This is a genomic window from Dryocola sp. LX212 (assembly GCA_041504365.1).
Classification (GTDB): domain Bacteria; phylum Pseudomonadota; class Gammaproteobacteria; order Enterobacterales; family Enterobacteriaceae; genus Dryocola.
Genome location: CP167917.1, coordinates 517,934 through 529,690, shown reverse-complemented (window position 1 = coordinate 529,690; position 11,757 = coordinate 517,934). Strand labels below are relative to the sequence as shown.

The 11,757-nt window shown below is 47.0% G+C and carries 15 protein-coding genes and 1 pseudogene; 1 reads left to right on the top strand and 15 read right to left on the bottom strand.

All coding sequences use genetic code 11. From position 1 onward, the window contains the following. Positions 1-4: 4 nt before the first annotated feature. Positions 5-286, bottom strand: a complete 282-nt coding sequence (locus tag ACA108_02605; protein XEX96454.1) for a hypothetical protein — start codon at positions 284-286, stop codon at positions 5-7. 309 nt (positions 287-595) lie between these two features. Between ACA108_02605 and ACA108_02600 the strand changes: the two genes are divergently transcribed. Then, a complete protein-coding gene (locus tag ACA108_02600) occupies positions 596-1,270 on the top strand; it encodes a DUF3313 domain-containing protein (GenBank protein XEX96453.1) in 675 nt (224 codons plus the stop codon). A gap of 473 nt (positions 1,271-1,743) precedes the next feature. On the opposite strand, the pseudogene ACA108_02595 reads toward ACA108_02600, so the two are convergent. The 14 genes and pseudogenes from ACA108_02595 to ACA108_02530 all read right to left on the bottom strand — a co-directional run bounded on the left by ACA108_02595 (position 1,744) and on the right by ACA108_02530 (position 11,426). Beyond that, positions 1,744-1,971, bottom strand: a pseudogene (locus ACA108_02595) (GTPase). 48 nt (positions 1,972-2,019) lie between these two features. Continuing rightward, a protein-coding gene (locus ACA108_02590; GenBank protein XEX96452.1) for an IS3 family transposase occupies positions 2,020-3,134 on the bottom strand; the annotation gives its coding sequence in 2 pieces (ribosomal slippage) (positions 2,020-2,897 and positions 2,897-3,134; 1,116 coding nt in all). A 458-nt stretch (positions 3,135-3,592) separates the two neighbouring features. Beyond that, positions 3,593-3,868, bottom strand: coding sequence for a type II toxin-antitoxin system RelE/ParE family toxin (locus tag ACA108_02585; protein XEX96451.1), 276 nt, complete (start codon positions 3,866-3,868; stop codon positions 3,593-3,595). Between the two features lie 3 nt (positions 3,869-3,871). Then, positions 3,872-4,120, bottom strand: coding sequence for a CopG family ribbon-helix-helix protein (locus ACA108_02580; protein ID XEX96450.1), 249 nt, complete (start codon positions 4,118-4,120; stop codon positions 3,872-3,874). Between the two features lie 95 nt (positions 4,121-4,215). Beyond that, entirely contained in the window at positions 4,216-5,049 is an 834-nt protein-coding gene (locus ACA108_02575) for a DUF4942 domain-containing protein (protein XEX96449.1), read from the bottom strand. A 113-nt stretch (positions 5,050-5,162) separates the two neighbouring features. Then, a complete protein-coding gene (locus ACA108_02570; protein XEX96448.1) occupies positions 5,163-5,483 on the bottom strand; it encodes a TA system toxin CbtA family protein in 321 nt (106 codons plus the stop codon). Positions 5,484-5,518: 35 nt separating this feature from the next. Beyond that, positions 5,519-5,842: a type IV toxin-antitoxin system YeeU family antitoxin gene (locus ACA108_02565; GenBank protein ID XEX96447.1), complete on the bottom strand. Its 324-nt coding sequence runs from the start codon at positions 5,840-5,842 to the stop codon at positions 5,519-5,521. A 12-nt stretch (positions 5,843-5,854) separates the two neighbouring features. Next, a complete protein-coding gene (gene radC / locus ACA108_02560) occupies positions 5,855-6,325 on the bottom strand; it encodes a DNA repair protein RadC (protein XEX96446.1) in 471 nt (156 codons plus the stop codon). Between the two features lie 70 nt (positions 6,326-6,395). Beyond that, positions 6,396-7,217, bottom strand: a complete 822-nt coding sequence (locus ACA108_02555) for a DUF932 domain-containing protein (GenBank protein XEX96445.1) — start codon at positions 7,215-7,217, stop codon at positions 6,396-6,398. Between the two features lie 119 nt (positions 7,218-7,336). Then, the gene (locus ACA108_02550; protein ID XEX98005.1) at positions 7,337-7,789 is read right to left on the bottom strand and encodes an IrmA family protein; all 453 of its coding nucleotides are present in this window, start codon (positions 7,787-7,789) and stop codon (positions 7,337-7,339) included. Positions 7,790-7,914: 125 nt separating this feature from the next. Beyond that, entirely contained in the window at positions 7,915-8,547 is a 633-nt protein-coding gene (locus tag ACA108_02545; GenBank protein XEX96444.1) for a hypothetical protein, read from the bottom strand. 5 nt (positions 8,548-8,552) lie between these two features. Next, on the bottom strand, positions 8,553-9,254 hold the full coding sequence (locus tag ACA108_02540; GenBank protein ID XEX96443.1) for a helix-turn-helix transcriptional regulator: 702 nt from the start codon (positions 9,252-9,254) through the stop codon (positions 8,553-8,555). A 212-nt stretch (positions 9,255-9,466) separates the two neighbouring features. After that, positions 9,467-10,342: a GTPase family protein gene (locus ACA108_02535; GenBank protein ID XEX96442.1), complete on the bottom strand. Its 876-nt coding sequence runs from the start codon at positions 10,340-10,342 to the stop codon at positions 9,467-9,469. A 133-nt stretch (positions 10,343-10,475) separates the two neighbouring features. Further along, positions 10,476-11,426 carry a hypothetical protein gene (locus tag ACA108_02530; GenBank protein ID XEX96441.1) on the bottom strand — a complete coding sequence of 317 codons (951 nt, stop codon included), beginning with the start codon at positions 11,424-11,426 and terminating at the stop codon, positions 10,476-10,478. Positions 11,427-11,757: the final 331 nt, after the last annotated feature.

Below are 11,757 nucleotides of genomic sequence, written 5' to 3'. Positions count from 1 at the left end.
ATTTTTATTTTGTTGGGCAGTCTACTCTGACCATATTTCCATTTTTAAACCTGAGCCCTGCTTTGTTAATCGAGTGATCGGCAAGAGACAAATAGTAAATATCACCAATATTTGCAACCACAGAGAGCTTATAAACATCCCTGGCTATTGCCTCTCCTAAATATTTATCTGGAAGCTCCAGTACAGATTTGTCTTTTATAAAGTAGCAACGTTGCTCGTTACCCAGGCCTGTCAATTTCGCTACTTTCCCTGTCATATCGACTGTGGTTTTGTCATTGCAAATCACACTAGAACGTGAAACCTGGCGAAAGAATCGTGGCGGTAGCCATCATTATCGCTCGCGAGGATGATGAACCGGTTACTCTCTGGAATAATAAGCTTTCATCGTTCGAATAAACTGGCAGGAAACTATAGCTACCTGCGCCCCAGAACGTTCAGTTGATACGTAAACCGAACATCTTTGTTTAAAAATAAACAAATTAATGGTTTTCAATAGCCATTAATCGCACTTTTTCTCAACCGTGAGGTTTTTTTTTCTGTTAAACCTGATGTTGCGTTAACAAGGGGTTAACGGATTTTATTAGGAGATTTAAGCATGTATCGAAAAAAGATGTTCTGCTTAGCTATGTTTAGCAGTGCGCTAATGTTAGTCGGCTGTACTTCAAAGCTAGCTGAGCCAGAAAAATACTCAGGTTTCCTTGGTGATTATTCAAACCTCAAAGAGATGAAGACTCCCTCCGGTGAACCCGAACTTCGCTGGGTTGATCCAAATTTCAATCCGGCAAATTATGATAATATTGTCTATAACCCTATAACCTACTATCCGAAGCCGAAGGTAAATACTCAGGTTGGCCAGCTAGCACTGGATCGCATCCGCAATTATACTGATTTGAAAATAAAGAGTGCCATCTCTGAAAGGAAACCGCTGGCCACTATGGCAGGCCCACGTAGTTTGATATTTAAGGGAGCAATTACCGGTGTAGATTTGAGCAAAGAAGGGTTGCAGTTTTACGAGGTTGTACCTGCCGCGCTGCTTGTTGCCGGTCTTGAAAACATAACGGGTCACCGTACTGCTGATACTCATCTTTATTTCGAAGCTGAGCTGATCGACGCGAAAACCAATAAGCCAGTATTTAAAGCTGTGCGTAAGGGTGAGGGGAAGATGATACCTAACCAATCAACACCGTTAACGGCTGAGTCAGTTAAAGCATTAATCGATAAAATGGCCAGCGATATAGTGAAATTTGATCCCAAAGCTAAATATCAGTAAATAGATTGTCGGATAATAAGATAGCTAGTCTGGATACAGAATTAACCGCTCCGATTTTCATGGAGAGTATTTTTCCTGAGCGATCAGGCTGCAATATCTCTGCTATTCAATAAAACGTAATAAAAAAGAGGCATACTCTCGTATGCAGTACATGCCTGAGCAAGGAATGTTAGAAATTCTGTGTCATTCCTTTTTGATTATATATTACTGGAATGACACAGAATTTATAACACTACCTCAATGAGAGGAATAATAATCAGCCCTACCCGGTACGCCTCGTTCTGTAAAAAGTTTTTTCATCGGGGTGAATCTTTATGATTCGTCCACTCTGAATGTCATCTAATAGCATACAAAGCACCACATCATTCTGATTTTTATCGCTCACATTAATCCCTCTATTTTATCAAGCTGTAGGGCGCTCGTTCCATGCATCAGTAAAATGAATATTCCCGTCGTGAATCCGGGTCTATTCAATCATCAGCCTTGATGACCCATAAAACTAAATCCAGTTCGGGTAGGATGCGGCGATACAGTGCAGTGTATTCTTCATCGCGTTGCTCGCTTTCACCCACACCAGGTAAATCAACAATCATCAGGCTGTGATTGCCATTGCGGAGCCTGAAGCGCAGCACATCGCGGGTGCAGGCCTCCACATCGCTGACCGACGTGACTTCTCCCTGGAACAGGGAATTGCAGAGTGAATCGCCACGGATAATCTAGACACTTCCGAGCCGTTGATAATACTGGTTTTAATATTCTGTCGGTGACATCTGATCGCTAGAACCATGCCGACGCTTACTGTTATAAAACATTTCGATGTAATCAAAAATATCGCTGCGGGCTTCTTCCCGCGTTCCGTACATCTTTTTCTTTATCCGTTCACGTTTCAACAACTGGAAAAAGCTTTCTGCAACCGCATTATCATGGCAGTTACCGCGACGGCTCATGCTGCCCTCCAGGCCGTGTGATTTCAGGAACGACTGCCACTCATGGCTTGTGTACTGACTGCCCTGATCCGAATGAACCAGCACCTGTTTTTGGGGATTACGCCGCCATACAGCCATCAGCAGTGCGTTCAGGACAATGTCCTTTGTCATCCGGGATTGCATGGACCAGCCGATAATTTTGCGTGAGAACAGATCAACAACCACGGCAAGATACAGCCAGCCTTCGTGGGTCCTGATGTAGGTTATGTCCGTTACCCAACGCTCATCCGGAGCATCCGGATTGAACTGTCGCTGGAGCCTGTTGGGCGACACGATACTGGCCTCGCCTTTACGTGCCCGCGGGCTCCGGTATCCGACCTGAGCCTTTATCCCGACACGTTTCATCAGTCGCCAGACTCTGTTCACTCCGCACTGTTGCCCGCTGTCCCGCAGATCCAAATGGATTTTGCGATAACCATAGACGCATCCCGATTCCAGCCAGAACTGTTTAATCTGCCCTGTCAGCCTCAGGTCTGCCTGATGGCGTTGTGAATGCGGCTGCTGAAGCCAGGCGTAAAAACCACTGGGATGAACATCCAGCACCCGACAGAGCAGGCGAACAGGCCAGCAACAGGTGTTGTCACGGATAAAGGCGTACCTCAGTCGGACAGCTTTGCGAAGTACGCCGCGGCTTTTTTTAATATGTCCCGTTCGTCGGTAACCCGCTTCAGCTCTTTCTGGAGACGGCGGATCTCGGCCTGAGCATCTGACTCTTCTTTATTAGTGGAAGAATCTGAACCGTACTTCTTTATCCAGGCGTAAAGGCTGTGGGTGGTGATATCGAGACGTGTTGCAACGCTGGCAACAGAATAACCGCGATCAACAACCTGTTTGACTGCTTCAATTTTAAACTCTTCGGGATAACGCTTACCGCTCATGGGCACCTCTCTTTAAGCCATCTTAAATGACTCTGAGGTGTCTGTTAAACCCGTGGCGATTCACAGGCTTGGCCGTACGAACCTTCACATCACTCAGAGCCATGTTGAGTATCCTTTCAAGGGTTCTGTGTGGGTACAAACATTATCGAACCGGGATATACCCGCATTTGTACCCACATCAGTAAGTTGATGTAGATTGAATCAGGTTGACTTATGTTGACTGAAAAAGCGAGGGAAGCCTTGCGGGGACTGGATTTTAGACATAAAAAAAGACCTCAGTTGAGGTCTATTTACATACTAATGGTGCGAAGGCCGGACTCGCACATAATGACTAATCCTTTGATTTAAAATCAATAAAAAATAACATTTAGATAATATACCAACATCGATACCAACACATTAAATCGTTGATTTTGGGACTCGAATCGGGGAAAGAGTTGCCTAGAAGATGACGAACTTCAGCGATCCTCTCTGGTATGCCAAAGGTCAACAATATAAATAGTATCGCGCTGAATTTCATAGTGAACGTCATAATCATCAAACAAAATTTTCCTCACTTCTCGTGGTTCATATCTTATCTGAGATACACCGATTCTTGGATGGTCGGCGAGCCCTGAGGTTCCGATGATCAAACGCTCTAACACATTGTCAGCATGTTGCCGACTGTACTGACAGGCAAACCTATAAATACGCTCCAGGTCATCCTGGGCCTTTTGGGTCCACTGTATTTCCATGGGTTATGATTTTTTCAGTTTGTTAGCGAAGTCAACCACATCCGCATGGCTAACCACCCTTCCCGCATCGACATCAGCAAGCCCTTTCAAAATCTGCTGATGCCGCCGCTCTCTCTCTTCAATCATGGCGGTCAACGCTTCTTTAATAACCCAGCTTTTGGATCTATCCAGTTCAATAGCCAGGTTTTCAACCGCAGCTGCAAGCTCTGCTGGGATCTGAGCGCTGATCGTCTGTTTCGCGTGTTGTCTCATGACCGCCACCTTTTAATAAAAGTTAATAACACTTATTAAAATAGCATATTTGTGTTCGCGTAACTACCTGCGGCGAAAACAACATCAGTCCCCCATCATCTCGAAGCCAGCATTCCCGGAAAGTGTTTAGCAATGATGTCATTCATTCGCTCAATCAACTCCAGACGCTTGAAGGTCAAGTGCGCCGTGCCTTTTTGATAGTAACGAATGCTGAAGAACTCATCTTCGTAAACATCCTTAGCCGGATTATCCCGGATATGATCCATCAATCGGGTAGAAATATCGCCACGGTTGTCAGGGATGGGTTTTCCATCCAGCAAAAATAGCATTCGCTCCAGGTCCGCAAGTTGATCCCGCCGCCAACCCCAGTTCAGACTAAATCCCCAGCGATTGTGACTTACCAGATTATTGATGATGATCTTCTTACCAAAGCTGCAGGGACTGTTGGTTTTGTAATCCCACGACAGGCCTTTGAAGACGTTGATGATGCCACGTTCAAAGACATCCATTTTGTTGAGATGTAACTGTTCAAAGGTGCTGAGGATATTCGCCTCGCTGATTGCAGGAAGGTCGCCCTCATCCAGGTTCTTATGCCACTGGTCGCGAGCCTGTGCATCCATCAAGGCCATCATGCCGGACTTCAGCATCAGGTCTCGCCAGATGCTGCGATCTATATTGCGGGTGACGGCAGGCATCGCTTTGTCAGTCTTCTCAGTCAGCCAGCTATCGTAGCGGTGCCCGGATTTCATCGCCCAGTCTTGCGCTGTACCACCACCGATTTCTGAGGTTAGTCGTGAAATGGTATCAAGCTGCTCAATGAGTTGTTCAATCTGTTTAAGTGCGGAATCGCGGCAAGAGACTACTCGTTCGATACTGGTCGAACAGATGAGTTCATTGTGTTCCGTTAACACGTCGGGTTCTGTTTGCATCGTTAATCGTCCATTAAAGCAAACACGCCTGCCGGGAGTGGCAGGCGCATTATGCGATGAATAAAAAAGGTTGGAAGTTCAGAGGTAAAAATCAGGAATGAGGCTCGAAGAATTCAGGTATTTATTAATCCTGTAGCTCGCCTGGCTCTGAGAATATCGGTGGCGGTCAAGAATGGCGTCTGCTCCTGCCATGTAAATCCTTTGCGGTCGATGCGTACCAGTTCATAACGTTCCACCAGAAAATTAACAGCATCGGCGAGCGTGATTCCTGCGTCGATATGCTCCTCAATGGCCGCGTCGTCGTGGAATGGCGTGTCGTTAAGTGTCAGGCCGTAATGGTGCTCCAGCAGATACGTTAACAGTTGCTGCCAGACCTGTACGGGCGACAGGCGTGACAAAACCGGCACCGTGGCCGGTACAGATGAAATTTGCATGAGTTGAATCCTGATAAAAGAGAAGAGAGAAGGTGTTACTGGGTTGGATAGATAGAAATGTAAACGTAGCCACAGCTACCACGGGTATCAGCTATACAGGTTAAACTCGCACGTTGAATGGTCACCTGATGTTGCTGATGTGGATTTAGTTCGCCAGCACGCAGCATATTTTCCAGTTGTTCTACAAACAGCGGGAAAACCAGATCCAGTTTCTGCAATTGCTCCGGGGTAAAGTTACCCGTCAATCCAGCCCTGTCAGCCAGGTAGTACAGTCGATTGCCTTCCTGAACTAATCTCGCGCCAAATCGTGGGGTGATATCGCTTTGTAGACCCCATTCATGAGGTGGTGTGATTGACATGAAAACCTCCGTTTAAAGCAAACCCTGCTCAGCAAAAGACACCTCTTCGTTCCCAACAACCAAATGATCCAGCACTCGCACTTCTACCAGTGCTAACGCTTTCACTATCCGCTGAGTGATGTGTTTATCCTGCTGACTGATTTCTGTCGTACCTGACGGATGGTTATGCGCCAGAATTACCGCAGCGGCATTGTGTTTCAGAGCCAATTTAACCACTTCGCGGGGATGCACTTCGGTATGGCTAAGTGTGCCGGTAAACAGTGTTTCGCATCCCAGCAGGCAGTGCTGATTGTCGAGATACATCACGATAAAAACTTCACGCTCCTGATGAGCCATCTGTAATTGCAGCCAGGTCTTAGTGAAGCTGGTGGAGGTAAATGGCTCACTCGGTTGACGCTGATATTTCTCCAGCAGGCGTAATGCCCGACGAATGACGCGTTGCTCGTTTGCAGGAAATACCGGGGATAAATTAAATACAGACATATTTGTTCCTTAAAACAAAAAGCCTCGCCGGTTTATTGGCAAGGCCTGAGGGAAGGGATAATAAAAAGGTTCATGAGGCAAGCTGCAGCATATTCTCAGCCATCACCCACAGAGCACGGTTAAGCTTTACATCACCGTCGATACCTTTAACAGCGCGTGTATGAGCGCGTTTACCTTTGGTGGTTCGTCCAGACAGACCGCCTTTAATCAGGTTTTCCTGAATGCGCTGATAAGTGGTCCACAGGTCGTTACTTTCATCCTGCCAGCGGCGTGGGGATAGGATTTGTGATTCCGTCACCGGCTGATGCTCTTCGCCAAAGCGGTAGGTTAATGCTGCTTTTGCCATTGCCAGTTGGGCTGGTGGCGGTAACAGCAACGACTGCATGGCATCGCGTTTCTCTTCCACTCGGTCAAATATCCCCAGTACTTCGTAAGCCCCTTCAATGACTTTCTCCACCACATTGCCTTTATGCGGTACGCGCACCTCACCAAAACTCTCACCGCAAATCAGTCCATTTTGGCAAACCGATCTAAATAGCCCCGGCAGCATCTGGTATGAGCTGGAGCCGTCATGGCTGTTAAGCAGAATAATTTCTGGCACCTGCTTGCCGGTAATTTGGCCTTCGCGGCGCAGGCGCAGCATGTGTTTGGTGTGTTCACGCTTGCTCTGGTCCCGCACACGGGTCTGACAGGCAAAGAACGGCTGGAAGCCTTCACGCTTCAGGTTATCGAGCAGGGTTATGGTCGGGATGTAAGTGTATCGGTCGCTGCGTGATTCATGCTTTTCTTCACTAAATACACTCGGTACGTAATGCGCCAGTTCATCACGGGTTAATGGGCGATCGCGGCGAACGAGGTTCACCGATCCAAAGCGAGAAGCTAATCGGGTCATGGCTATTCCTTATTTAGAGATTAAAAACGAAAAGGCCATGCTTCCCGAAGGAGGCATGGCCTGATGTGTAGTGAAGGATTGTGCTAAGTTGATGTTTGGTAGATGCAAAGCTAAGCCAGTTATGATGCCTTATTCCCGGCAACCGATATCGGCAATGGCTGGTAATACTGTGGGTCGAAAACGGACAGTGGCAGCCTAACCTGATGGCCATTGCGCTCTTCGGTCGCCTTCATGATTTCAACAGCGTTGACGTTTTCAACACATTCATGCTCCAGAAAAACCTCCTGAGAACGGGTAGCGTCGCTATCACCAAAGGGGGCTACGTCCATGGTACCTGTCGCCAGTGTGTTGCCTGCTTTGTCTTTCAAACGCAGTGAAACAGCCAGTTGGCCGAAACCCACTCCGCTACCACCATTATCCAGGCGGAACTGATACACGCAGATATTACCGGGCGTCCACATGGTATCGGTGTTGCGGATGCTGATATAGCGTTGTTCATCAGCATAAGCGGATGACAGGTGGCACAGTATTAAACCGGCGATGACAGGTAAGGCTTTAACAAATTGGCTCATGGGTGGCGCGATTTTGCGGTAAATAGGCTTTGCCCATACCCTTGCCGTCGTGAGAGTCGGTATCGCAATAACCTTCTGATAATCCTTTTCCATCGATCTTTGCCTTTAGTGGTATTGAGAAGAGATCAGCAGTTTCCTGTGCGGCGACATAATTCAGCGAGACTTTGCTGTGCCACCCATTGCTGGAGCTTTCGGTCTTCTTCCGAACGTTTAGCAGCCAAAACGGCCTGCTGCTGTTTATTCACACAGTTATCCGGCATGACCATAACTACCTGTGGGCTGAATTGCTGCCTGATTTTAGCCAGCTCGTTTTCCACATTATCGACGCGAGGATAGCCATAGAGAACATTCTGCTCGGCCTCGTCTCTTGCCCAGAATTTATTATCAATAATGGCGAAATAACATCCATTTCCGTTATTCTCTCCCTGGTAGACCGTTTCAATATCGTTGTAATTACCGCTAAGTGGATTCAGTTTTAGTTGGCGAATGGTGTGGGTTTTCTTGTCGGCCAGGAAAATGGCACCGCCACCACGGACACGTAGCAGAAACTGTTTCGTCCACGGGTAGTTATCAATCACGCTGGCTTGATAGAGCATGTTGTGCAGCTTATTGTCATCCATACCATCGGCGGATTTCCAGCCGTCAGCCTGCATGTATTGCCAGGCTTTGACTGTGCCGACAGTGTTTCCAGCGTCAGCCGGAAACACAACACCAAAGCAAAAACTGGCGGCCAGCACTGTAGTGGTAAGCAATTTCATTGTGATTATTCCTTCTGAGGTATAAGCCCGCCGTCAGTTGCGACAAGCAATGAGTGGAAAAAGCGAAAGTGGGGTAAAGCCTGAAGAAAATCCGGGTGAGAGAGGATGTCGCGCATCGCTATATCTGGAACGAAGCTGCCGTTGTGGAGCGTGACCGCCCGAATATCAGTCAGGGGAAAAACGGCAATCCGGGCCTGATGCTCACCCGTCAGATACCATTCTCCCTCACGCAGAACCAAGCGATAGGGAGCAAGGTCTGTGCAACGACAGCCGCTTCCCAGTAGCGTCACCTTCCGGTGTTCCGATACCGCGCTCACCAGTCGCGTGAACACGCCCGAGTCTGGGGATGACACTTGGGCCACTCCCTGCCAGATAAGGCAGGGAGACTCACCGGGACCGCTCAACAGTGAAGCAACCAAATGGTTATCCATATCAGGAAACAGCGCTTCAACACCCGACTGGCGAGCAAACGTCATCACCGCCAACTCTCTCTGTCGACCTCCGGACAGCAAGCGACACTGACCTTTGTGATACTCCAGATCCAGATACATCAGACGTTCCCGAAAGTCCCTGCGCAGGGTACGAACCGACACACCGAATTCAGTTGCCAGCTTTCGCAAATCCAGAGTTTCACCCGCCACCAGGCGGCTGATAATTAACGACAGCCTGACGGCAAGCCGGTCATGACGGCGTTCAGCCTGAGTCATGAGACAGGTTCTCCAGTGAGATAATTAGCTGAAAATTAAAAAGTTATTTTAACGAAGGGGTGGGGCAGGGAGTGGACACAAGAAGACGTATTTTTTACTGTTGCTGAAATCAACCGTGACGGGGCGTAAAGGGGAAAGTTTCGAAATTCAGCAGATTATAAAACATCAGAACGGACAGGGTATGTCCCGAAGATAATGGCAGGTAAGCCAGCTCAGAAGAAAATCCAGTCCCAAACGGCACGGGCAACGGATACTACGGCATCGCGGACAGTACGAATAATCGCTTTTAATGGCGCAGGAATAAATGATGCCGCTTCCGCAGAATCAAACACCTCTCCTACTGCGTTGCCAAAGCCCTCACGAGCCTGCTTTTTTATCGGTTCACCGCATAACCTCCCGTGCAGTTGTGTCGCCAATGGGCTGGTGGCTCGGTCTGGCAGGCAGCACATCATGGTTTCTACCATTGATGGCAGATTCCATTCTGTTCTCGCAGAGACAGCGCACACCGGATGGAGTGGTGAAAATAACTGACGAATGGATGCCAGCCTGGCCTCAATATTCACCAACTGGTGCGGTGATGGTGCATTGCCGGTGACATACCACTCATGGCTGGGTTCTATTTTGTCAGCCTGGTTAACGATAAAAAGTATCCACTGCTGGTGGTCAGTCATCACCCGACGGTAGAAGCGTTCATCCACAGAGAAGGCTCGATCATCGGCTTTGATAACCCACAAGATGAGATCTAGCTCAGGGAGAATATTGCGATATAGAGATTCATATTCTTTATCCCGTTGCTCGCTCTCGCCTACTCCAGGCAGGTCTACTAGTATCAGGCTATGGTCACCACTGCTCAGACGCAATCGCAGTACGTCACGGGTGCAGGCGTGGACATCACTGATGGGCGTAACCTCCCCCTGGAAAATCGCATTACACAGAGATGATTTTCCCGCGCCTGTTTTGCCCATGATCCCAATGACTGGTTCGTAGTGAGTGAGCTTTTGAATATGCTCAAGAATATGTTTGCCAATGGCATGGGGGAGCGACGCCAGCGGCTTTTCGATGGCCTGCAGACCTTCTGATTTTTTCATTAAACGACCTCAGACAGAAAAACAAAACCCCCGAGCCAAGATAGTTTCGGGGGTGATTCATGGAGATAATATCTGTCTGAAATTATTTGGAATGATGTGTAGATGTGTGTCCTGCACCGCATCTGATTTTATACTATCTAGCCTTCAACATGCTCACACGTAATAACTCATTGTCGATGAGACATTTGAGTGTCTCATCCAACGTCATGTGTTTACCTTCAGCAATCTGGTTCAGCCTTTTTTGGTATATTTTATTCAGTTTTAAAGTTGGGGCAGTATCTTTTATCTTTTTCCTACGGGATTTTTGCTCCCAAGCCTTACCCAGTTCTTCGAGCAATATTTCTTTGTGATTTAATGAACTTGCACTTCCCAAACCATGAGAAATTAATTTCTCGCCCTTCCTTCTTTTATTTTCCTTCAGATAACCCAGTTGCTCGTTACTCCAGCCTTTCCAGTTATCAAATACGGCAATAATGAAATGGTAACGTTGTTCACAGGAAATAGGTTTGGTATCAATAGAAATATATTTTTTCCTCATTTGCTCCCAAACCCACAAACATTGTTCTTCGTTATTCTTGTCCAGCCATGAAAATGCACTAGGGAATTGATTGCTGGCATTAGCCCAAGCTACCACCACTTCCGTAATCACTTGGTCCGCCAGTCTTGGCGATTGATACATATTCAAAATAACATCGATTATTTTTTCCATTACATCTGGAATGACATCCGTGTTTGTTATCCTTGAGAAGTCTAATCCATTAGCCTGATCACATTTTGGTAGAACCAAACTTATATCTAACTCCTCTAAGCCCAGGTCTAAATCCTGAAAATTTATCTCGCTTTTATTATTCATTTCTCCCGTATTCTGAGGGGACATGACCACTTTTGGATCATGGACATGAAGCTTCGGCACATCGGGAGTAGTTCGGATGTTCGCACTAGCAAGTGCTACGGTTTTCTTTGTTAGTAAATGAAAGAGAAAGAAATGCCTTGCCCTGGGGTTTGTCCTTAACCACTTCAGGCGACTTGCCAGCCTCTGTGTCTTTTTTCGCATTTCCCGTTCATCGAATTCATCCCCCTCCACGATACATCTCCTACTCCAGAATGGTTGTTTTCAATCATTTCACTCAAGAGTAAAAGAACACAACCCAGATGTAAACCATACTTTTTTTGAAGAAAATAATGATATAAAAACAGTGTATTACTGTAGTAAAAGTGTAGTGCTAAATTTCAGATACAACATAAAATATCAATAAGTTAGGTATGGCACCTAGCCTTTTTCGCATCAAGGATACAGTATTCTACTTACAACCCATGAAAAAACTTACCCCATTGTGTTCTGCACAAAAATCGTAGCCAAATTCAGCAGTCACGTCCCTCTGCCATTAACTCGATTGACTGCTCAGTAACTACAA

Excerpts from the sequence above, each read along its gene's own strand:
- ACA108_02540 (XEX96443.1), bottom strand. The coding sequence starts at position 9,254 with ATGACTCAGGCTGAACGCCGTCATGACCGGCTTGCCGTCAGGCTGTCG.
- ACA108_02535 (XEX96442.1), bottom strand. The coding sequence starts at position 10,342 with ATGAAAAAATCAGAAGGTCTGCAGGCCATCGAAAAGCCGCTGGCGTCG.
- ACA108_02570 (XEX96448.1), bottom strand. The coding sequence starts at position 5,483 with ATGCAAATTTCATCTGTACCGGCCACGGTGCCGGTTTTGTCACGCCTG.
- ACA108_02585 (XEX96451.1), bottom strand. The coding sequence starts at position 3,868 with ATGGAAATACAGTGGACCCAAAAGGCCCAGGATGACCTGGAGCGTATT.
- ACA108_02545 (XEX96444.1), bottom strand. The coding sequence starts at position 8,547 with ATGAAATTGCTTACCACTACAGTGCTGGCCGCCAGTTTTTGCTTTGGT.
- ACA108_02555 (XEX96445.1), bottom strand. The coding sequence starts at position 7,217 with ATGACCCGATTAGCTTCTCGCTTTGGATCGGTGAACCTCGTTCGCCGC.
- ACA108_02575 (XEX96449.1), bottom strand. The coding sequence starts at position 5,049 with ATGCAAACAGAACCCGACGTGTTAACGGAACACAATGAACTCATCTGT.
- ACA108_02565 (XEX96447.1), bottom strand. The coding sequence starts at position 5,842 with ATGTCAATCACACCACCTCATGAATGGGGTCTACAAAGCGATATCACC.
- ACA108_02600 (XEX96453.1), top strand. The coding sequence starts at position 596 with ATGTATCGAAAAAAGATGTTCTGCTTAGCTATGTTTAGCAGTGCGCTA.
- radC (XEX96446.1), bottom strand. The coding sequence starts at position 6,325 with ATGTCTGTATTTAATTTATCCCCGGTATTTCCTGCAAACGAGCAACGC.
- ACA108_02550 (XEX98005.1), bottom strand. The coding sequence starts at position 7,789 with ATGAGCCAATTTGTTAAAGCCTTACCTGTCATCGCCGGTTTAATACTG.
- ACA108_02580 (XEX96450.1), bottom strand. The coding sequence starts at position 4,120 with ATGAGACAACACGCGAAACAGACGATCAGCGCTCAGATCCCAGCAGAG.